At 30.4% G+C, this 22,515-nt stretch carries 23 protein-coding genes and 1 pseudogene; 11 read left to right on the top strand and 13 right to left on the bottom strand.

The annotated features are described in order from the left end of the window. Positions 1 to 15 precede the first annotated feature (15 nt). Together AB6T46_RS03335 and AB6T46_RS03330 are read left to right on the top strand one after the other, a co-directional pair. Complete coding sequence (locus AB6T46_RS03335; protein WP_370931993.1) at positions 16 to 1,281, top strand: M16 family metallopeptidase; 1,266 nt, start codon at positions 16 to 18, stop codon at positions 1,279 to 1,281. A gap of 52 nt (positions 1,282 to 1,333) precedes the next feature. After that, positions 1,334 to 4,180, top strand: a complete 2,847-nt coding sequence (locus tag AB6T46_RS03330; protein ID WP_370931992.1) for an EAL domain-containing protein — start codon at positions 1,334 to 1,336, stop codon at positions 4,178 to 4,180. Positions 4,181 to 4,246: 66 nt separating this feature from the next. Here the strand turns inward: AB6T46_RS03330 and AB6T46_RS03325 are convergent, their stop codons facing one another. From AB6T46_RS03325 to ispH, 3 genes are read right to left on the bottom strand one after another with little or no spacing between them, the layout of a single operon-like run. Next, positions 4,247 to 4,867, bottom strand: coding sequence for a YqgE/AlgH family protein (locus tag AB6T46_RS03325; RefSeq protein ID WP_370931991.1), 621 nt, complete (start codon positions 4,865 to 4,867; stop codon positions 4,247 to 4,249). A gap of 13 nt (positions 4,868 to 4,880) precedes the next feature. Next, complete coding sequence (rnhA, locus tag AB6T46_RS03320; protein ID WP_370931990.1) at positions 4,881 to 5,327, bottom strand: ribonuclease HI; 447 nt, start codon at positions 5,325 to 5,327, stop codon at positions 4,881 to 4,883. Positions 5,328 to 5,341: 14 nt separating this feature from the next. Beyond that, positions 5,342 to 6,334: a 4-hydroxy-3-methylbut-2-enyl diphosphate reductase gene (ispH, locus tag AB6T46_RS03315; RefSeq protein WP_370931989.1), complete on the bottom strand. Its 993-nt coding sequence runs from the start codon at positions 6,332 to 6,334 to the stop codon at positions 5,342 to 5,344. Positions 6,335 to 6,483: 149 nt separating this feature from the next. Between ispH and aroC the strand changes: the two genes are divergently transcribed. The 8 genes from aroC (at position 6,484) to AB6T46_RS03275 (ending at position 13,643) form a co-directional block, all read left to right on the top strand. Continuing rightward, positions 6,484 to 7,566 carry a chorismate synthase gene (gene aroC / locus AB6T46_RS03310; RefSeq protein ID WP_370931988.1) on the top strand — a complete coding sequence of 361 codons (1,083 nt, stop codon included), beginning with the start codon at positions 6,484 to 6,486 and terminating at the stop codon, positions 7,564 to 7,566. Positions 7,567 to 7,580: 14 nt separating this feature from the next. Beyond that, positions 7,581 to 8,201: a 3,4-dihydroxy-2-butanone-4-phosphate synthase gene (ribB, locus tag AB6T46_RS03305; protein ID WP_370931987.1), complete on the top strand. Its 621-nt coding sequence runs from the start codon at positions 7,581 to 7,583 to the stop codon at positions 8,199 to 8,201. 12 nt (positions 8,202 to 8,213) lie between these two features. Continuing rightward, complete coding sequence (locus AB6T46_RS03300) at positions 8,214 to 8,483, top strand: exodeoxyribonuclease VII small subunit (protein WP_370931986.1); 270 nt, start codon at positions 8,214 to 8,216, stop codon at positions 8,481 to 8,483. A 24-nt stretch (positions 8,484 to 8,507) separates the two neighbouring features. Beyond that, positions 8,508 to 10,427: a 1-deoxy-D-xylulose-5-phosphate synthase gene (dxs, locus tag AB6T46_RS03295; RefSeq protein WP_370931985.1), complete on the top strand. Its 1,920-nt coding sequence runs from the start codon at positions 8,508 to 8,510 to the stop codon at positions 10,425 to 10,427. A 4-nt stretch (positions 10,428 to 10,431) separates the two neighbouring features. Beyond that, positions 10,432 to 11,178, top strand: a complete 747-nt coding sequence (locus AB6T46_RS03290) for a TlyA family RNA methyltransferase (protein ID WP_370931984.1) — start codon at positions 10,432 to 10,434, stop codon at positions 11,176 to 11,178. After that, positions 11,165 to 12,292: an RNA methyltransferase gene (locus tag AB6T46_RS03285; protein ID WP_370931983.1), complete on the top strand. Its 1,128-nt coding sequence runs from the start codon at positions 11,165 to 11,167 to the stop codon at positions 12,290 to 12,292. The genes AB6T46_RS03290 and AB6T46_RS03285 overlap by 14 nt, the downstream gene beginning before the upstream one ends. A 53-nt stretch (positions 12,293 to 12,345) precedes the next feature. Next, on the top strand, positions 12,346 to 13,260 hold the full coding sequence (locus AB6T46_RS03280; RefSeq protein WP_370931982.1) for a heme o synthase: 915 nt from the start codon (positions 12,346 to 12,348) through the stop codon (positions 13,258 to 13,260). Positions 13,261 to 13,415: 155 nt separating this feature from the next. Then, complete coding sequence (locus AB6T46_RS03275; protein WP_370931981.1) at positions 13,416 to 13,643, top strand: hypothetical protein; 228 nt, start codon at positions 13,416 to 13,418, stop codon at positions 13,641 to 13,643. 523 nt (positions 13,644 to 14,166) lie between these two features. On the opposite strand, the pseudogene AB6T46_RS03270 reads toward AB6T46_RS03275, so the two are convergent. The 5 genes and pseudogenes from AB6T46_RS03270 to AB6T46_RS03250 all read right to left on the bottom strand — a co-directional run. After that, positions 14,167 to 14,407: pseudogene (locus AB6T46_RS03270) on the bottom strand (MerR family transcriptional regulator); the annotation flags it as partial. Between the two features lie 24 nt (positions 14,408 to 14,431). Continuing rightward, on the bottom strand, positions 14,432 to 14,734 hold the full coding sequence (locus AB6T46_RS03265; protein ID WP_370931980.1) for an integration host factor subunit alpha: 303 nt from the start codon (positions 14,732 to 14,734) through the stop codon (positions 14,432 to 14,434). Positions 14,735 to 14,746: 12 nt separating this feature from the next. Beyond that, the gene (locus AB6T46_RS03260; protein WP_370931979.1) at positions 14,747 to 15,718 is read right to left on the bottom strand and encodes a beta-ketoacyl-ACP synthase III; all 972 of its coding nucleotides are present in this window, start codon (positions 15,716 to 15,718) and stop codon (positions 14,747 to 14,749) included. A 2-nt stretch (positions 15,719 to 15,720) separates the two neighbouring features. Beyond that, positions 15,721 to 16,785 carry a phosphate acyltransferase PlsX gene (gene plsX / locus AB6T46_RS03255; protein WP_370931978.1) on the bottom strand — a complete coding sequence of 355 codons (1,065 nt, stop codon included), beginning with the start codon at positions 16,783 to 16,785 and terminating at the stop codon, positions 15,721 to 15,723. Between the two features lie 9 nt (positions 16,786 to 16,794). Beyond that, complete coding sequence (locus AB6T46_RS03250) at positions 16,795 to 17,358, bottom strand: DUF177 domain-containing protein (RefSeq protein ID WP_370931977.1); 564 nt, start codon at positions 17,356 to 17,358, stop codon at positions 16,795 to 16,797. Between the two features lie 131 nt (positions 17,359 to 17,489). Between AB6T46_RS03250 and AB6T46_RS03245 the strand changes: the two genes are divergently transcribed. Further along, on the top strand, positions 17,490 to 17,963 hold the full coding sequence (locus tag AB6T46_RS03245; protein WP_370931976.1) for an outer membrane protein assembly factor BamE: 474 nt from the start codon (positions 17,490 to 17,492) through the stop codon (positions 17,961 to 17,963). Positions 17,964 to 18,111: 148 nt separating this feature from the next. Here the strand turns inward: AB6T46_RS03245 and nusB are convergent, their stop codons facing one another. The 5 genes from nusB to glyA all read right to left on the bottom strand — a co-directional run bounded on the left by nusB (position 18,112) and on the right by glyA (position 22,513). Next, positions 18,112 to 18,597 (bottom strand): transcription antitermination factor NusB, encoded by a 486-nt coding sequence (gene nusB, locus AB6T46_RS03240; protein WP_370931975.1) that lies wholly within the window; start codon positions 18,595 to 18,597, stop codon positions 18,112 to 18,114. Positions 18,598 to 18,599: 2 nt separating this feature from the next. Beyond that, positions 18,600 to 19,064 carry a 6,7-dimethyl-8-ribityllumazine synthase gene (ribH, locus tag AB6T46_RS03235; protein ID WP_370931974.1) on the bottom strand — a complete coding sequence of 155 codons (465 nt, stop codon included), beginning with the start codon at positions 19,062 to 19,064 and terminating at the stop codon, positions 18,600 to 18,602. Further along, the gene (locus AB6T46_RS03230; protein WP_370931973.1) at positions 19,064 to 19,675 is read right to left on the bottom strand and encodes a riboflavin synthase; all 612 of its coding nucleotides are present in this window, start codon (positions 19,673 to 19,675) and stop codon (positions 19,064 to 19,066) included. Before AB6T46_RS03230 ends, ribH begins: the two co-directional genes overlap by 1 nt. A 2-nt stretch (positions 19,676 to 19,677) precedes the next feature. Beyond that, positions 19,678 to 20,781, bottom strand: coding sequence for a bifunctional diaminohydroxyphosphoribosylaminopyrimidine deaminase/5-amino-6-(5-phosphoribosylamino)uracil reductase RibD (gene ribD, locus AB6T46_RS03225; protein WP_370931972.1), 1,104 nt, complete (start codon positions 20,779 to 20,781; stop codon positions 19,678 to 19,680). 439 nt (positions 20,782 to 21,220) lie between these two features. Next, entirely contained in the window at positions 21,221 to 22,513 is a 1,293-nt protein-coding gene (glyA, locus tag AB6T46_RS03220) for a serine hydroxymethyltransferase (RefSeq protein ID WP_370931971.1), read from the bottom strand. Positions 22,514 to 22,515: the final 2 nt, after the last annotated feature.

The following is a 22,515-nucleotide window of genomic DNA, read 5'->3' as shown; positions in this document are numbered from 1 at the left end:
ATTTTTGAGGAAAAAATGCCAGTAAATACCAGCATACTTGATAATGGAATAACTATAACAACACAAAATATGAAACATATGTCTAGTACAACGCTAGGAATCTGGGTTAAAAATGGTTCTAGAAATGAGCAACTACGCCAGCATGGTTTATCACATTTGCTTGAACATATGGCCTTTAAAGGTACTAATAATTTTTCAGCAAAAGAAATAGCCGAAACAATAGAAAATGTAGGTGGAGAAATTAATGCTTCTACCGGCGTAGAAATGACATCATATTATACCAAATTATTAAAAGATGACACTTATCTTGGTTTAGATATACTTACGGATATTTTAACTAATCCTATATTTAAAGAAGAAGATTTAATAAAAGAAAAAAATATAATAATGCAAGAAATAGGTGCAGCTTTTGACACACCTGATGATATCTTATTCGATTATTTTATGGCAACAGCTTATCCTAATCAATCATTAGGAAGATCCATCTTAGGTACAAAAGAAACTATATCACATTTTACCCCTCTTGACATTCATGATTATATGAATCAGAATTATCATTCTCAATGTTTAACATTATGCGCGGTTGGCAATATTGATCACACTGAATTTACTGATAAAGCGGCTCAAAAATTATCTAATTACCGCTCTCCAAATGCTAAACCATATTGGGAAACAGCTAATTATGTAGGTGGTAGCTTTATTGAAAGAAGATCATTAATTGATACCCAATTTATTTTAGGTTTTAAAGGATTTTCCTCATACAGTGACGAATTTTATCTTAGCCAAATATTATCAATAATTTTAGGTGGAGGTATGTCTTCTAGATTATTCCAAGAAGTAAGAGAAAATCTAGGGCTATGTTATTCTATCTATAGTTTTAACTTTGGTTATTCAGATAGTGGTTTATTTGGAATATATAGTGCTACCTCTGGTAGTGATATAGAATTACTAACTGAAACTATTATAAAAGAACTTAAAAAAATCTCTGAGCAAATAACTGAAGAAGAACTCCATAGAGCAAAAACACAATATAAAGCACAATTAATAATGTCTCAGGAACATACGGAATCACGCTGTGGACAAATTGCAAGACAGATATTATTAAATGGACATAGTTTACCGAATGCTATTCTATTAGAAAAAATTAACAATATTACAACTGAAGATTTAAAAAATATAGCTATAAAATTATTTACCTCCGCACAACCAACCTTAACTATAATTGGAGAGCCAACTAAATTAATTTTAGCAGAAGAAATATTTAATAAAATTAAAACATAAACGATACATTATAATATATATTACCTATACTCTACTTTAATAAGGCATTAAAATGAAAAAATTACTCTTATCACTAGTTAAAAATTTGACTATTTTTTTTGTCTTTCTATTAATAAATAGTAACGTTAGTTTAGCTAATACACAGCCAATAATTGTAAATAAGCAAAATTTATTCATGGATCTAAGCAAACAAATAAAAATACATAATAATGCTGGAGCAACATTAAAAATTTTAACGAAAGCTGATCGTAATGGAATTATTAAAAGACTAGAGATAGAAAGTTTATCAACTAATCCTTCTGGTAATTGGGTAGAATTTTCATTAGAAAATAACAGCAATGAAACAATAGAACGACTTTTAATCGCTCCCTATTATAATTTAAATTCAAGAGGAATATTTAATTCATCATTAGATACAAAACATATAAGAGTTATTACACCTAGTGAAGGAAATATATTACCAAATATAAATAATAATAATGCTGATATTTTTCAAATAACAATACCCGCCAATAGTATTATTACCTTTGTAGGAGAATTAAATAATAATCAGTTACCAATTTTATCTTTATGGGAAGAAAATAGCTATAATAACCAAGAAAAAAAACTAATAAGCTATAATAGTATTTTATTAGGCATTAGTATTTTATTAATCTTATTTACAAGTATGCTAGCCATAGTAAAAAAACGCTATATATTTGTTGCTACAGCTATAACTGCTTGGTCAATGTTATTTTATTTATGTGTTGACCGATATATTTTCATTAACTCATTACCTGCCGCTTTAGCTTATTTACCTAGTTTAAGAAGCTTAGCAGAATTTGCTTTAATTATTAGTGTTGCTAATTTTCTAATAGCCAATTTAAATATTTATTCTCCTGAAATAAAATTAAACCAATTTAAGAAAAAAATAACTGTTTCATTCTTAATAGCTAGTATTTTAATCTTTATCACTCCTAATTTAATGGCAACAATAACCAGCTTATTATTTGTTATAGTACCTGTTATAGGATTAATTACTCTTATCAAATATAATAAATGCGGACATGAATATATTAAATTAATTCTACCTGCTTGGATAATTTTAACAACTTCAGGATTATTTTATATTTTAACTGCTAGTGGAATCTTAAATTTAACTGACTCTCAATTATTACTAAATTTATTATTAGTAGTATCAATAAATTTAATGTGTTTTGTTACCATTTATCAAGCATTATATAACGAGCAATTTTCTGAAAAAATTCTTTCTAAAAACGAACAATTAGCTCTAGCTTTGCAAGGTTCTGGCGATATTTTGTGGGATTTTGATATTCAAGCTAACAATATACGCTATTCTTCACAACTAAAAAATATTATGGGAAATATAGATTACCCTTTAATTAAACAAAAATGGTTAGATTCATTACATCCACAAGATAGATTAAATTTTTTAAGCCAACTAGATACAATAACTGAAAATAATGGTGGAGCAATAGAATTAGCCTTAAGATTACAAAATCTAGAACAAAATTATCATTGGTTTTGGTTAAAAGCACGCCCGTTAACCGATAATACCGGCAAAATAATTCGCTGTTTAGGAACCTTAATAGATATAAATATCTTTAAACATAGAGAAATAGAATTATTAGATGCACCTCTATATGATAGTGGCAGTAAACTACCAAAGATAGCATTGATTACCGAAAGGCTGCAAAGTTTTTTAACTTTTTCACCATTATTGAATGATGAAAAATTAGCGTTTTTTATAGTAGAATTCACATCAATATCTGCTTATCAAAGATTATCCCCCATGGATTTATCTTTAATAGATGATTATCTAAAAAAACTATCCTATCAATTACAGGATAAATTTTCTTCTTTATTCTTAGGACGTTTATCCAGCTCGCAATTTTCCTTCGCTTTATGGGGCAAAGATCAAGATAATATTTTATTAATTGAAAAAATTATCAATACAATTGAAAATGAACATAATATTGCTCTTCACTCCAGCACAAAGTTATTTGCCGGGGCTTATTATGGTAAAAATTTAAATAATGCAGAAAAAATCATTCAGCAAGCAACAGCAAACTTATATGAGCAAAAACAAAAAAATATCAAATTATCAGATGCAATTAATTATATAAAATCGGATAAACATGTAATTAATAATATTTCTATGGAAAAGCAGGAGCAAAACATAGAAATATTGTCTAATGATATACAAATATTAGCTACTCCAATTAAATATTGTAAAACTGGTAAATTGGCTGCAATAAAATTGTTACCAACACAAAATAACACCGGAATGATTTATGCTCATAATCTGAGTATAGATCAACAGCCTCATATCCCTATTATCATGGATAAAATATATGAAGAAGTTAAAAAAATTATTCAATTAACAAATAATAATCCTATTCAAGAATCTTTGATGATATCTTTACCTATCTTACACATAGATATGTTATCGACTGATTATATAAATAAAATAATTGCTAAATTAAATAATAAGATTGATAAAAAAATATCTTTATTATTAGAAATGGATGAAACTTTATTCTTACAACATGAGATAGCCTGTACTACTATTATGCCACAGTTAAAACAATTAGGCGTTATCTTCTCATGGGATAATTTTGGCTCTGAACTTACACCATTACGTTATTTTATTTCTTTACCAATTGATATAATTCAATTATCACACAATCTTAAATATTCTACTAATGTTCGTTTACGCAGTTTTCATCATTCGTTAGTGGAATTAGCATATGATTTTGGTATAAAAATCATCTATAAAGATGTTGATTATATAGAAATGTTAAATGAATTAGAACATCCAGACGATAATTATGTAATGGGTAAAATATTTGGCAAGTTCAGTAAGGCTGAAAATTATCTGTTAGCAGAAAAAATATAATTTATGATTATAAATTTATAGGTCAGAAAATATAACTTAATAAAATAAACATATTTTATTGATATTTTATGCATAACCTGAATTTACAATAAAATGCAATGGATCAATTCCCATATTTTTCATAGCATTATTATATTTGTTATCATAATCCTTCGAAAATAATAATTCTAATTCAGGTTCTTGTATAAGCCAACAATTGGCTTTAATTTCTTGCTCTAATTGCCCTGCATACCAAGCAGTATATCCAATTATATTTATATATTCTTTTGGTCCATTTCCGCTAGCTATAGCTTGATAAACATCTATATGTGAAGTCAAACAAACATTATTTGTAACAGAAATTGTATTGCTAAATTTACTATCTACAGAATGTAAAGTAAAAAATGCTTTCTCTTCCACAGGGCCACCCTGCAGGAAAGGTGTATCAAAAGCCTCTTTTGAATAATTTTTACCATAACCTAAATTATAAAAACTATGGTTAGCAAATTTATTGCTACACATTACATCAGATAAATTTAACAAAGACGGTTTATTAACTATTAATCCTAAAGCTCCAGTATCATTGTGAGAACAAATATAAATTATCGTTCGAGAAAAATATCCTTTATCTAACACTGAAGTGGCTATCAATATTTTTCCTATATAAGATTGATCAATTAATTTATTTTTTTTCCCCGATTGACTCATTTTATATCCATAACTACTTATTTTTAAAATTTACAATAGCTTTTCTGGCTAACTCGTCAGCTTTTTCATTATATAAATTTCCATTATGACCTTTTACCCAATACCAAGATATTTTATGTTTACTTGATATATCATCTAACTGCTGCCATAAATCTTTGTTTTTTACTTCTTTCTTTGAAGCCGTTTTCCAGCCGTTAGTTTTCCAATTATTTATCCATTCCATAACTCCTTTACGCAAGTAAGTAGAGTCTGTATATAATTCCACCGTACAAGGTTTTTTTAAGTTATTTAATGCTTCTATGGCTGCCATTAGCTCCATTCGATTATTAGTTGTATTATCCTCCGCGCCACTAATATATTTTTGATGTTCTCCCCACAATAACACTGCGCCCCACCCTCCAATACCAGGGTTACCAGAACATGCTCCATCACTATAAATGGTCACTATTTGTTTTGTCATAAATTTTATCCTTATTATGCGCCTTTAACAAATTGCATGTCTTGTGGAGTTAGCTGGATATCTCTGAGAGATTTATTAACTAAAAAACTTTCTGTTTCAATTACATTTTGTACTAAATCGATATTTATTTTATATCTTTTTGCAAAACAGTCAATAATTTCTTTTACTATAATTTCCGGTGCAGAAGCCCCCGCTGACAATCCTAAAATATTTAACTTTGATAAATTATTCCAGTCTATTTCATCAGCTGTTTGTACCAACATTGCTTGTTTAGCCCCTCCTTTTATAGCTACCTCTACTAATCTTTGAGAATTAGATGAATTAGGAGCACCTACAATCAAAAATAAATCGCACCCCGCAGCATTTTGATATACTATTTGTTGTCTGTTAGTGGTTGCATAACATATAGATTCAACTGCCGGAGGAAAAATATTACTAAATTTCTTCTTCAAGGCTTTTAAAATTTCTGCCGTATCCTCAACTGATAAAGTAGTCTGGCTAACAAACCCTAAATCTTTATTAGCGGGTGGAATAAAATTATTTACATCTTCAATAGTTTCTATTAAAGACACACTTCCTTCTGGTATCTGTCCCATAGTACCAATTACTTCTGGATGTCCTGCATGTCCAATAAGCAACACATGTCTGCCTAACCTATAATGTTTCAATGCTTGTTTATGTACTTTAGATACTAAAGGACAAGTAGCATCCAAATATAATAATTCCAATTCTTCTGCATTTTTGTAAGTTTCTTTTGGAACTCCATGAGCAGAAAAAATTACCGGTCGATCTCTATGATAAGGAGGAATTTCGTTCAATTCTTCAATAAAAATAGCCCCTTTATCTCTTAAACCTTGAACAACATATTGATTATGCACTATCTCATGTTTTACATATACGGGTTTTCCATATTTTTTAATTGCTAATACCACAATTTCTATTGCTCGTTCTACACCAGCACAAAAGCCCCTAGGAGCGCATAAACGAATAGTTAGTTGTTTTGTCATTCAATTGTCCTTTAACTAATAATTTATTATATAACATATTCTATTCTATTAGGATAAAGATTATATCTCTTAATTATAAATTTTTTTTAGTGTTTATAAAGCATAATTGTGATAAAAGAAAATTTTAAATAGAACTAAAGGCAAAAGTAATGTCACACAATAGCTTTGGACATTTATTTCGCGTCACTACATGGGGTGAAAGCCATTCACAAGCTATAGGTTGTGTTATCGATGGTTGCCCCCCTAATATAAATTTTACTATTGCTGATATCCAAAAATATCTTGATGAACGTCGTCCAGGTCAATCTATTTATACCACTCAACGAGCAGAACCAGATGAAATAAATATATTATCTGGTGTCATAAGTAAAAATAATATTTTTACTACTTTAGGTAGTCCAATATCTTTAATGATAAAAAATTACGATCAAAGACCAAAAGATTATGAAAATATAGCTGATAATTATCGACCTGGTCATGCCGATTATAGTTATTATAAAAAATATAATATCCATGATACTAATGGTGGTGGCCGATCCTCTGCCCGTGAAACAGCTATGCGAGTAGCGGCAGGTGCAATAGCGAGAAAAATACTGCCACAAGTAAAAATTAAAGCTGCAGTAACACAAATAGGTGAAATAAAAATTAATCGCAATAACTGGAATTGGAATTTTATTAAAAAAAATCCCTTATTTTTACCTGATCCTGAAGCTGTAGAACCAGCTATTAATTACTTAAATGAAATAATTGCTGCAGGAACATCCGTAGGTGGTATAATCGAAATAGTAGCTGAAAATGTTCCTATAGGTTTAGGTGCACCTGTTTACGGAAAATTAGATCAAGATCTTTCTGCTATGATTATGTCTATTAATGCAGTAAAAGCTGTCGAGATAGGAGATGGTTTTTTATCTGCACAACTACAAGGTCATGAACATAATGACTTAATGACAGTAAAAGATAATAAAGAAGCATTTTTGTCTAATCACTCAGGTGGAATAATTGGAGGTATCTCAACGGGTGAAGATATAAGAATTAGGTTTGCAGTTAAACCAACCTCTTCTATATCTATAGCTCAATCTACTATCGATAAAATTTTAACAAACACTACTATTAATATCAAAGGTAGACATGATCCTTGTATAGCTATCAGAGCTGTAGCAGTTGGTAAAGCTATGGTAGCATGTGTTCTAGCCGATCATTTTTTACGTCATCGTGGACAAATAGGATTATAAATTAAAGGTCAGCAATGCAAAATCTAAATAATAAAATCGAACAAGCATTAAAATTGTTTAAAACAGGCGGAATGTTAGTTGTAACAGACGACATGGATCGAGAAAATGAAGGGGATCTTATAGTTGCCGCAGAATTTTGTACCATAGAACAAATGGCGTTAATGATACGTTATACTTCAGGTATAATATGCACGCCCCTTTTACAGTCTATAGCCAATAGATTAAATTTACCACCTATGATACAAAATAATAATTCTTTACATAACACTGCTTTTACTATTTCAGTCGATAGCGCTAAAAATGTAACTACTGGTATCTCTGCTAGTGATCGTGTGAATACTGTTAAATTATTAGCTGACCCAAATTCTAAGATAGATGACTTTGTTCGTCCTGGTCATATATTTCCTTTAGTTGCAAAAGATGGTGGTGTATTAGAACGTAGAGGTCATACAGAAGCGGCTGTAGATTTATGTAGATTAACCAATTTATCGCCAGTAGCGGTGATAGGAGAATTGATGAATGACGATGGAAGTGTTATGATAGGCGACCAATTAATTAATTTTACTAAACAATATAATTTCTTGACTATTACGATTGACGAACTAGTACAATATAGAAAATCTTGCTTGAAATAAAAAGGTGACCTAATGGAACAAAATACCAATCAACTAGATATAGATCTAGCTACACCAATCAATGAACTTACATTTGAAAAAGCCTTATCATTATTAGAAATCATTGTTACAACTTTAGAAAAAGGCGATGTACCTCTTAATAGAGCTTTAGAAATCTATGAAAAAGGAGAAGCTTTAAAAAACCATTGTAGTAATTTATTAAAATCAGTAGAAGCCAAAGTAGAAAAAATTACCATTAACAATAATAAAACTATAATTGAGGATTTTGATCCACTTGCCTAAAATAATAGTTCTTGGAGATATAATGTGGTTGCCAGTTTGACCCCCTTACTAGATAAAATTAAAAATCCTCAGCAATTAAGAGAATTGCCTGAAGATAAACTACAACAATTGGCAGATGAATTACGTCAAGAAACCATTTCTATAGTTTCTCAAACTGGCGGGCACTTAGGTCCAGGATTAGGTGTAGTAGAACTAACCGTTGCATTACATTATATCTTTAACACACCTGAAGATCGTATTATTTGGGATGTAGGACATCAAGCATATCCTCATAAAATACTCACTGAGAGACGTGAAAAAATGCTTACCATAAGGCAAGAAGGCGGTATATCAGGATTTACTAAACGTAAAGAAAGTATTTATGACCCATTTGGAGCCGGTCATAGTTCCACATCTATCTCCGCTGGTTTAGGTATGGCTACTGCTTTTCAATTAGCTGAAAATAAAAATAAAGTTATAGCAGTTATAGGAGATGGAGCTTTATCAGCTGGTATGGCCTATGAAGCTATGAATAATGCTGGTTCTATGGATGCTAATTTAATAGTTATTTTAAACGATAACGATATGTCCATAGCACCCCCTACAGGAGCAATGAGTGCTTATCTAGCTAAATTAGTTTCTGCCCCTAAATATAGAAATTTTCGAAACTTTTTAAAATCTTTAGTCGAAAAATTACCTAAATCTATTAAAGATAAAGCTAGAAAGACTGAAGAATATGCTAGAGGATTTTTTACCGGGGGTACCTTATTTGAAGAATTAGGTTTTTATTATATAGGTCCAATTGATGGGCATAATCTTAAACATTTATTACCGATATTAAAGAATGTAAGTAATTATAATCATTCACCCGTTCTCATCCATGTAGTAACAGAAAAAGGTAAAGGCTACAAGCCTGCTGAAGCAGCAAACGATAAATATCATGGTGTTAGTAAATTTAATATCAATACTGGTAAACAAGAAACCGGTACTAGTCAGAATTTAAGCTATACTAATATATTTTCTAACGCTTTAATCAGAGAAGCAGAAAAAGATAATAAAGTTGTAGCTATAACTGCAGCTATGCCCGATGGAACTGGTTTAACAAAATTTGCAAAAAAATTTCCAAAACATTTTTTTGATGTTGGTATAGCCGAACAACATGCAGTAACTTTTGCTGGAGGTCTCGCCTGCGAAGGCTATAAACCAGTGGTAGCAATTTATTCTACTTTTTTGCAGCGTGCTTATGATCAGATAATACATGATATTGCTATACAAAATTTACCTGTCCGCTTTGCTATAGATAGAGCTGGAATAGTAGGAGCTGACGGAGCAACACATGCAGGAAGTTTTGATAATGTTTTTTTAGCTACGCTTCCTAATTTCACTATCATGGCTGCATCAAGTGGAGAAGAGCTAAATGATATGGTTCACACAGCTATAGCTTTTGATGAAGGTCCAATATCATTTAGGTATCCAAGGAAATCTTCAACCTTACTATCTGTACCAGAACCGAAATTATTAGAAATAGGTAAAGGAAATTTAATAAAATCAGGTGAAGAAATAGCCTTATTATCTCTAGGTACTTGCCTTGATGATTGTTTAATAGCAGCCTCTATACTAGATAAGTTAGGTTATTCGACAACTGTAGTTGATGCACGATTTGCTAAACCATTAGATAAATTACTTATATGTGATTTAGCCCGCAATCATAAACTACTAATAACAGTAGAAGAAGGAAGTATAGGTGGTTTTGGATCTCATGTATTACAATTATTAGCAGATGAAAATTTATTAGACAAAATAAAAATTCGTAGTATACATTATATCGATAATTATCCAGAACAAGGTGATATAAATATCATTCACGCAAAAATGGGGTTAGGTGTTAATAATATAGTTAATAAAGCTATTCTTGCCTTAGAACAAAAACTACCCTCTCCTGAAAAATTGAATGAATTACGTTAAAATTATGAATAAAATACGTTTAGATCAATGGCTAGTAAATAAAAATTATTTCTCTAGTCGAGCCAAAGCACAAGAAGCTATTGCAAATGGTCATGTCAAATCTGATAAAATGGTTGATCTCAAATCTTCATTAAAAGTAGATGATACTTTTACTGTAACTGTAAATAATGAAATGCAACGTTACGTTTCCCGTGCAGCATATAAATTATTAGCAGCGATAAAATTATTTAATCCTAAAATTCAAGATGGCAGCTTTCTAGATATTGGAGCTTCCACAGGTGGATTTACGCAAATTTTATTAGAATATGGAGCTAAACAGGTAACGGCTATAGATGTTGGTCATGATCAATTTTCTCCTTTACTAATAAATGATCCGCGAGTTACTTTACATGAAGGTGTTAATGCTCGTTTTTTAAATACAACTCATTTGAACGACAATGTCGATGGAGTTGTAGCTGATGTAAGCTTTATATCTTTAAAATTGGCATTACCACCAGCCTTAAATTTTGTCAAAAATGGTGGTTTTGCAATTTTACTAGTTAAACCACAATTTGAATCAGAGAAAAAATTCCTTAATAAACAAGGAGTAATAACTTGTGAAAAAACTGCACAAGCTATTGCTGAAGAATTAAAAAATTGGTTATCAAATTTACCATATTGGCAAAATGTAAAATTAGAAAAATGTCCATTAAAAGGTAAGAACGGCAATCAAGAATTTATCTTATTTGGAATCAAAAATGCAACAAAATAACATGCAAGCTAAAGAATTACTCCAACCGTCACAAACGACTCCTATTTGTCAGCATTTTGGTATCTGTGGAGGATGTCGTTTCCAAGATTGGGCTAAAGATAAATATGAAGAATATAAATTATCTTTATTGAAACAAAAATTTACAGAAAAAAATATTAATATAAAAATTGATAAATTAATAGAAGGGCAGCTACATGCCAGAAGAAGAGTAACCTTCCACGCTCATAATCAGAATAATAATTTTATCTTTGGTTTTTTTAAAAAAAAATCACATGAACTGTTCGAAATAAAAGAATGTCCTATAAGCGTTCCTGCAATTGAAAATAATATAAAAATCTTACGGCAAATAGCTGCTTTATTCTCTGCTAATAAACCAATAGATATAACAGTAATACAAGCTGAAAATGGTTTAGATGTTACTATCTCTAAGGTGCAAAATCTAACTGATCAAAAACGATTTCAATTAGTAAAATTTGCTGAGATGAGTGATATATTACGTATTACAGTCAATCAAGAACTAATTATAAAAAAGGAAAATATTTATATCAAAGTCAATAATGATCTAATAACTTTCCCTCCAGGTGTATTTTTGCAAGCTACTTATGTTAGTCAGCAACAAATGATAGAAATTACTATTGATTGGTTAAGAAAACAAAAAAATATTGTTGATCTTTTTAGTGGTATAGGTACTTTCAGTTTACCTATGTCTTATTTTTCTTCTATTGATGCATTTGATAGTGATGAAAATGCTTTAAAAAGTCTACAAATTGCAGCGAATAATATTAAGGGTATAAAAAAAATATCAACCTCAGTAAGAGATTTATTTAAACGTCCTTTAGTAATAAAAGAATTGCAACCATATGATGGCCTAATAATAGACCCACCTAGAGCTGGTTCTATAGAACAAATAGTTGAAATTGCTAAAAGTAATATACCTAAATTAGTAGTAATATCATGTAACTACCTCACTTTAGTAAGAGATATAGAAATTTTACTTAAAGGTGGTTATAAAATAGAAAAAACAATAGCCATAGATCAATTTTTATATAGTGAACATTTAGAAGTAATGATATTATTATCAAAAGAAAAGAAAAAGAAAAAATGGACACTGTAGCTATATCATATAAAAATAGATAATACTTAGCTCTTACCGCAGGAATTAATAATATGTCGAGAAAAAAATCCTCTCATCAATTGTTTCTCAGCCAAAAACGCCAAATTTTTTCTGATTACATTTGCTTACTTAAACCAAGAGTAATGTCTTTAGTAGTTTTTACCGCTATTAGTGGCTTATTGGTTGCACCTCATAATCTATCAATATTGCAAGCAATAATTTCAATTTTATCTATCACTATCGGCGCAGGAGCTTCTGGTGCATTAAACATGTGGTATGAGGCAGATAGAGATAAACTAATGAAACGCACTTGTAAACGTCCTTTACCTATGGGTAGAATTAGCAGAACCGGTGCACTGTTATTTGGAAGTATTTTAGCAATCTTATCGGTTTTCTCATTAGGATATTTTTTAAACTATTTAGCAGCACTATTATTAGCTTTCACTATCTTCTTTTACGTAGTAATTTACACCATTTGGCTTAAACCTAGAACACCACAAAATATAGTTATCGGAGGTGCAGCAGGAGCTTTTCCACCATTAGTTGCTTGGGTATCGGCTACTGGTGATATTAGTATAATGCCTATCTTATTATTTTTAATTATATTTCTATGGACGCCTCCACATTTTTGGGCTTTATCTTTATATACGGTACAAGATTATGATAAAGCTAATATACCAATGCTACCTAATGTAAAAGGAATAAATTATACGAAAAAATATATATTAATTTATTCTATTTTAATGTCTATAACTGCTATTATGCCTGCTATCATAGCAGATGCTAAAATATATTATGCTATAGCGAGCTTTATATTAGGAATAATTTTTATTATAAAAGCAATCTATCTTTATCAAGAAAAAAATCCTAACAAAATAACTTTACAGGCAAAATCTTTATTTAAATATTCTCTTATATATTTATTTTTAATATTTTTGATATTATTATTCGACCATTATTTAAAATAAACATTTTACTTTACCAACTCACTCTACAATATTTTTATATTCTGTTGATTGCTTAAATATATAAGGCTGGTGATATTAATATATCACCAGCCTTATTATTTTAATCATATTTTTATAAAATTACGCCACATTTTTTTGCTTTAGCTTTACGTATAATGCGAGATTATGATAAAGCTAATATACCAATGTTACCTAATGTAAAAGGAATAAATTATATAAAAGAATATATATTAATTTATTCTATTTTAATGTCTATAACTGCTATTATGCCTGCTATCATAGCAGATGCTAAAATATATTATGCTATAGCGAGCTTTATATTAGGAATAATTTTTATTATAAAAGCAATCCATCTTTATCCAAAAGAAATACCAACAAAGTAACCTTACAGGTAAAATCTTTATTTTAATATTCTCTTAGGTATTTATTTTTTGAACATTGCTTGAACTAATTATTTAACTTTACTTACTTGCTCTAGAATATTTTTACATTCTATTAATTCTTGCAAGATTTCATTTAACTTGTCTTTAGATTCATTATTTATAACGTTATAAAAGGATAATTGATTAGGATCAGCAAAAAAGTCTTTTGATTTATCTTCTTGTCGTTCTAATTCTGCTATAGCTAGCATAGTATCTTTTTTTAAAAACTGGAAAAAACTACTAGCACCAAATTTATTTTTTTTAACTTGCTTATTCTCACTAAGACCCAAATCTAGTTGTGGTTCAGACATTTCATGATCTGCGAATAAAGAATTTTCTAATTCTGATAAATTATCATTTTCATCATTCAATTGAGCCGAAAATTTTACCGCTAAATTATCAAAATCTTTCATTATAGGCTCTATAATAGGCTCTAACATTTCAGGTTCTGATATTGGTGTTTCAAATATCGCATAATCCCCTTTATCATTTAATAATTTTTGTACACCTTTAATAGTATAACCCTCATTATATAAAAAACGTTTTATTGTCTTTAATAATAAGACATCATTCTCTCGGTAATATCGCCTTCCACCCGCTCTTTTCATTGGTTTAACTTGTGGAAATTTACTTTCCCAAAAACGCAATACATGCTGTGGAATACAAAGCTCCTCTGCCACTTCACTAATTGTTTTAAAAACTTGAGACCCTTTTTCACGTATCATGAATATTTCTCATTTCAATATAGTTTATCTTTTTAATAATTGTTTATCTATTGAATCTATCAACATACACGATGCTTTAAACATTAATACACGTCGTGGAAAAATTAAAGCACTTTCTCCTGTTTTAGGATTTCTTCCTTCTCTTACCTTTTTATCTCTTACATAGAATGTAGCAAATGATGGTAATTTAACTTTTTCCCCTTTTGCAGCTGCTTCTGCAATTTCATCAAATATATCTCCTACGATATTATTTGTTTCTGTTATAGATAAGCCAATTGCTTTATGAATTGCATTTACTAAATCAGCTTTTTTTATAGTTTTCTTCATTTTCCCTCTTTATTACATTTTTAATAATACTGCTCCCCAAGTAAAACCCCCACCCATTGCTTCTAACAATATTAAATCACCTTTTTTAACTTTTCCACTTTTAACTCCTTCATACCAAGCCATAGGAATAGAAGCAGCAGAAGTATTGCCATATTTTTGCACAGTCATTACTACCTTATCCATTTCAATATTTAATTTTTTGGCAGAAGCTTCTATAATGCGTTTATTAGCTTGATGAGGTATAAACCAATCCAAATCAGATAATTCATATTCTGTAGCAGCAAAACAATCATAAATTACATCAGTTATCATTCCTACAGCATGCTTAAATACTTCTCGTCCTTGCATGCGAACATGTCCAACCGTTTGAGTAGTTGACACGCCGCCATCTACATATAATTTATCTACATGTGCTCCATCAGACCGTAATCTTGAAATAATTATACCTGAATCATTATCAGAATTTTTATTATCTTCTGCTTCCAATACTACAGCACCAGCTCCATCACCAAATAAAACGCATGTATTGCGATCATTCCAATTTAACAAACGTGAAAAAGTCTCACTACCAATAACTAAAGCTTTTCTAGCCATACCATTTCTTAAATACATATCTGCAGTAGTAATAGCATAAATAAAACCAGAGCAAACAGCTTGTATATCAAAAGCAAAACCTTTAGTAATCCCTAAAGCTTGCTGCACCTCGACGGCTACCGCAGGAAAAATATGATCAGCAGTAGTAGTAGCTACTATAATTAGATCAATATCACTAGGTTGTAACTGTGCCATCTCTAATGCTTCTTTAGCAGCAGCAGCAGCTAAAGATAAGGTTGTTTCTCCTTCAGATGCGATATAACGTTGTGTAATACCTGTACGTTGCTGTATCCATTCATCAGTTGTATCTACCATATGCTCTAAATCAATATTTGTGAGGATATTTTTAGGTAACGATATTCCTAGTCCTTTAACTACAGACTTTAACATTTTTAATCCTGTTCACTTTCCTTATTGATATTATTATCTATATTAATATTGTCAACTTGTAATAATTCTTGTTCAATTTTTAGTAATAAATTATGCTCTACTATTTTATAAGTCTTCACTATTGCAGAACAAAAACCCATAGCTGAAGTTCCGCCATGGCTTTTAACTACTATACCATTTAAACCTAGTAAAAGCCCCCCGTTAAGCCTATCAGGATCTAAAACCATTTTTAAATTTCTAAAAATATTATAACTGAATAAATAACCAATTTTATTCCAGAAAGAAGATTTTATCTGATTTTTTAAAATTTTAGATATTTGTTTAGCTGTGCCCTCAGCTGTTTTCAATGCTATATTACCGCTATAACCTTCAGTGACTACTACTTGTGCTTTTCCTGTACCTATGTCACTCCCCTCAATAAAGCCTATATACTCAAAGTTATTCCATTTTTTATTTTGTAAAATCATTCCTGCATTTTTTATTTCATCTATACCTTTTACTTCCTCTACACCTATATTCAACAGCCCTACTTTAGGAGTTTCACCTACATAAAGGCTATTATACATACATGCACCCATGATAGCTAAATTTACTAAATGTTTATCAGTTGCCCCTATAGATGCACCAATATCTAATACTATTGCCTGCCCAGTTAAAGTTGGCCAAATTCCTGCTATACCAGGTCTATCTACATTAGCTAGCATACGGAGAATAATTTTAGACATAGCCATTAAAACACCAGTATTACCTGCAGATACACAAGCATCAGCCTTTTTTTCTTTAACAGCCATAATAGCTTGCCACATCGATGATATATTTCTTCCTCTCCTAATGGCTTGAGCAGGTTTTTCATTCATAGAAATATATGTTTCACTAGCAAAAAATTTATATTTACCCTTAAGTTCAGGGTAACTGTCTAAAATATCTTTAACTTTATCTTCTATTCCATAAAATAAATAAAATATATCAGGATATATTTTTATAGCGGCAGCAGCTCCAGCTATTGTAATCTTTTCTCCATGGTCTCCACCCATTAAATCAATTGCTAATGTAATTTTTCTAGTCATTCAAATAACCTATTTTTTTAATTTTAATTTAGACAAAGCAATAAAATTTTTTTCGCCAATAGAGGGCTCATGATACTCTGTTTTTTGCATTGGATAACTATAATCTCCATTAGTTTCACAACTTTTAGGAAAGGCTGGTATATTTAATTGAAAAAATTCTTCCGCTAAATTACCAAGATTTATTTCTGATCCTATGAAAGTTTCTATATCATATTCATCTTCCATATCAACGATAATTTCCTCAATTTTATTATTCGTAACAATTTTTTTAGCAGAAAGCTTCTCTGGTGTAAAAAATACTTTTATTTCCTCTTGGTAATTTTGAATAATTGTGGATAAACTAACAACGCATAATTGCTCAAAAGTAACTTTTATCATTCCTTGAACTTTATAACCCATGGTATTATGCGGTATTACTTTAAAATCAAACTCAAAATTTTGAATATAGTTTACACCATGTTTGTTAGCTAACATAGCCTTTTGTGGTTCATCTGCTACAAAAGTTATCCTTCTACCTTGAGGAGGTAAATTTATTATTGAAACAAAAACATTTAAATTATCTGTTACTGACATAAATTATCCTATAATTAAATATATTATTTAATAACCCCTTATTAAATGATAGGCAACCTAATTTAATAAATTACTAGCAAAAATTACAGTTATCTGCTACAAATTAATAAATCATAAGCTAAGAGGCTAAAATGTTAAAAAGAAAAAACACTTACAAAATATTTCTTTCATTAGGTATATTTCTTGCATTAAGCGCTTGTGCAGATACAACTATATCTCCAGACAAAATAAAAGATGAAGGATATATTTTTAACGAAAATTCTTTAAAATCTGTTCCAATTGGAGCAAGTAAACAACAAGTAATAGCTGCTTTTGGTACACCTTCTGCTATAACCGAAATCGCCGGCGAAGTATTTTATTATATCTCACAACAACGTTATCAAGCAGCATTATTTCTAAGCCCTAAAATTATCAATAGAAAAATTTTAGTTGTTTATTTTGATAAAAATCAAAAAGTAAAACAAGTAGCGCAATATGGACTTAAAGATCAAAAATTATTTGACTTTGTAACACAAACAACCCCCACACTTACAACTAATAAGAATTTTATTTTAAACTTGCTAGGAGACTCAACTTTTACTCCAGATTTAGTGCCGGGTAATTAGTCGATAATATGTTGCGCAGACAATAAAATTTATTACCTATAAATAGGTAAAATATTAATAGAATCCATTGCGTATACTCACTAACATACGCAATAGATTTAATTATCTATTTTATGATATTTTTAACTTAAACTGTAGAGTTAATTATTTATTTCCTGATACTCTTACCTAATGTATCTAACACAGAATTAGTAACTTTAGGTTCCTCATCATCAAAAAAAGCTCTTGCTATATCCACATATTGAGAAATAATTATTGCTAAACTTAAGTCACGCTCATATATTATTTCCCATGCTGCAACTCTAAAAATAGCACGCAAAGTCATATCTAACCTAGATAAAGACCATTTCTCATCTAATATATTATTCAAGATAGGATCAATAGTTTTTTGGTGTTCAACTACGCCCAATACTAACTTACGAAACCAGGCTACATCAGCTTGTTCATAAGAAATATTATCAACTATTTTTCCCAAATGAAAATTTTCATATTCTTTAATTATCGCGTAAATGCCAGTTCCAGACAAATCCATTTGATATAAAGCTTGCACTGCTGCTAATCTAGCTTGAAAACGTCGCTGAGCGAAATTGCGGAATGATTTACCTTTAGAAGATTTTGGAGTTTTAGCTAACATAATTAATCATTAACCTTTACATCGAATAATTTATTACGTAGTAACATCATTTCTACAGCTACGCGCGCAGCCCAATAACCTTTGTTATTTTCCTTAGCAGGATCAGCACGATCAATAGCCTGCTGATGATTTTCAACTGTTAAAATACCATTACCAATAGCTAAGCCCAAGTTAACAGTTAGATCCATAATCGCACGAGCAGATTCATTAGCTACGATATCAAAATGGTAAGTTTCTCCTCTAATAACGCAACCTAAAGCTATATAAGCGCCATAACCTTTATCTGCCATTTCCGCAAAACTTATTGCAGCGGGTATTTCTAAAGCTCCAGCCACACTTATAACATCATAAGCTATGTTTTTTGAATTCAAATATTCACAAGCTGCTTGTTTTAATAAATTTGAAATATCGGTATAATAAGGTGCGTCAATAATTAATATTTTTGCTCCTACTAGCTCATCATACATTAATTTAACCTTTTAAAATGATTTAATAATAAGTTGTTAGTAATTTTAGTTAATTGATCAATTTCTATGTTAACTATATCGCCTAATTTACATTCACCCAAATTCGTAATCTGCTGTGTATGCTGAATCAATAAGACGTCAATTATATTACCTGATACACTATTAATAGTCAAAGATACCCCATTAATAGTTATTGATCCTTTAGATATTATCATGGACATCCAAGCTTCAGGAAGTTCTATATGTAACCTTAATGCATCACCTTCATTATGTAATTGTACAATTTTTGCACAAGTATCAATATGTCCACTAACTATATGGCCGCCTAATTCATCACCTATCTTTAAAGCTCTTTCTAAATTAATAGAATAACCTATCTGCCAATCAATAACATTTGTACAAACTAAAGTTTCCTGCCAGACTTCAACCTCAAACCAATTCTCTAATTCTGATTTATTAACTACTGTCAAACAAATACCATTGCAAGCTATAGAAGCACCTATTTTTATTTCCGCCACTTTATAATTAGTAAGAATTCGCAAAAGCAAACCGCTATTTAATTTAATTTTCTGTAATAATTTTCCTTTATCTGTCACTATTCCCGTAAACATATTTAAACCTTTCTTAACCATTCATACCAATTATCATCTCCATAATAAGCGCTATTATCTAATGTAAAACTTTTTGGTAGATTATTTAATATATCATTTATTCTAATGCAATTAATACTATTAATATAAGTTTCACGCTGTGATTCTATATGAATAAATTTATCTACTAAATTCGCAGATAAAAAACTATTAGCTAGTTTCTTACCTCCTTCGACTAACAAAGAAGATATTTTTTCATTAGCTAAAAAATCTAACATATAATCTAAATCTAGCTGTCCATTTACAAATTTTCCCCGAATTATTCTGCAACCCATATTTTCTAATGCGACTAATTTATCTTTAGGAGCCGTTATATCACAAAAAATCCAAGTAGGAATTTGGCGCAAATTTTGAAGTATATTACTAGATAAGGATAATCTTAAATTTCTATCAATAACTAACCTTATAGGAGAAAATTGCTCCAACCCCTCTAGCCTACAAGTTAAGCTTGGGTTATCTAACAAAAGCGTATTCGTAGATACTAAAATTGCTTGTTGACGAGAACGTAACATCTGACTTTGACGCCAAGCAATTTTTCCTGTTATTAATAATCTTTCATCATTACAGCCAATAACTGCATCTTTATAACTTGCTAATTTTAAAATAACATAAGGACGTTTCTTTATCTTTAATGTCAAATAATCAGCTATCTGTTTGTTAATCTCCTCAGCTAATATATTAATATCTACTGATATACCTGCATTTTGTAATAATTTAACACTACGTCCACATACACGGGTATCTGGATCTTGTAAACCAATCACAACTCTAGCTATTTGCGCTTTAATAATTGCATTAACACATGGAGGAGTTTGCCCATAATGAGAACAAGGCTCCAAGGTTACATATAGAGTAGCTCCCGCAGCTTTCGTTCCAGCTTCTATTAGTAACTGAGTTTCAGCATGCGGTCTTCCGCTTATTGCGGTCACCGCACTCGCAATAATTTCTTTATTTTTTACAAGTAAAGCACCCACAGCAGGATTGTCACAAGTTTTTCCTAGGTTTCGCCTAGCAAAACGTATGGCAGACGCCATATATCTTTGGTCTAAAATAAATTGATTATCCATAACCATATTATAATAATACAAAGATAAAAATTAATAATAGTTCCATTCACCACCTGTAAAATTTTCTTTATTTTTCACGAACAAAGCACTACAGCGAGGTTATCATAAATTGCACCCAGGTTTTACGCTTAAAAAAGCGTACCTAGAACCATATATAACTTTATTCTAAAATAAATGGGTTATCTATAACACTATATTATATTACTGCAAAGATAAAAATTAATAATAATTATATTCTCCACTTTGCAATAATTTGTTATTTTTTGCGAATATGTACCCACGATAAGATTGCAACAAATTTTGACTAAGTCACACCCAGAAAGACACATCACGGATACATATATCTTTACTCTACAATATATTGATTATCTATAACGCTATTATCCTACTGCAAAGATAAAAGTTAACGATAATTCAATAAAGTGTTAGTTATGCAATATTAATACTCAGGATAAAGTGGAAAATCCTTTAATAGTTGTAAAACTTTTTCTTTAACTTTATGTTCTACTAAACTATTATCGCCACCCTCACCAACTTTTTGCAAGCCGTCTAAAATTTCACTAACAAAATTAGCTATTTCAATAAATTCTTTTTCTTTAAAACCACGAGTAGTTCCAGCTGGTGTTCCTAAGCGTATTCCAGATGTAATAAAAGGTGAAGCCTGATCAAAAGGCACGCCATTCTTATTACAAATTAAATTCGCTCTTCCTAATGAACGTTCACTAGTGAGACCTTTTAAATTTTTAGAACGTAAATCTACCACAAGCAAATGATTATCAGTTCCATTTGAAACGATATCATATCCATTATTCTGTAAAGTTGTAGCTACAGCCTTTGCATTTTTTACTATTTGATGAGCATAAATTTTAAAATCTTCTTGCAAAGCTTCCTTAAAAGCTACTGCTTTTGCAGCAATCACATGCATCAATGGTCCACCTTGTAGACCTGGAAAGACTGCCATATCAATTTTTTTAGCAATATCAGCATCATTGCTTAAGATCATTCCACCGCGTGGACCCCGTAAAGATTTATGCGTCGTAGTTGTAACCACATGAGCACATTCAATAGGCGAAGGATGAGCTCCACCAGCAACCAAGCCGGCTATATGCGACATATCTACCATTAAATAAGCGCCTACCTCATCCGCTATTTCTCTAAAAGCCTTCCAATCCCAAATTTTAGAATAAGAAGTACCTCCTGCAATAATAACTTTAGGTTTATGTTCATGTGCAAGACGAGATACCTCCTCCATATCAATGATCTGAGTATCTTTTCTTACTCCATAAGAAACAGCATTGAACCATTTACCAGATAGATTTACCGGTGAACCATGAGTCAAATGCCCCCCTGAATTTAACTCTAGCCCCATGAAAGTATCATTAGGTTGTAACAGAGCTAAAAAAACGGCTTGATTCATTTGGCTACCTGAATTAGGCTGAACATTAGCAAAATTACAACCAAATAGCTTCTTTGCTCTCTCAATCGCTAAAGATTCTATCTTATCTACATATTCGCATCCACCATAATAACGTTTACCAGGATAACCCTCAGCATATTTATTAGTTAAAATAGAACCTTGAGCTTGCAATACAGCTTTAGAAACAATATTTTCTGAAGCTATTAATTCTATATCATTTCGCTGCCGAGACAATTCTTGTCCAACAAAAGTGAAAATTTCAGGATCGGCACTATGTAAGTCCTGATTAAAAAAATTGTCACGATAGTTACTCATTT

Origin of the sequence: Bartonella sp. DGB1, from assembly GCF_041345015.1 — a bacterium.
In the GTDB taxonomy this organism is placed as follows: Bacteria; Pseudomonadota; Alphaproteobacteria; order Rhizobiales; family Rhizobiaceae; genus DGB1.
The sequence above is the reverse complement of the archived record's forward strand: the minus strand, read 5'-3'. Positions and strand labels throughout refer to the sequence as shown.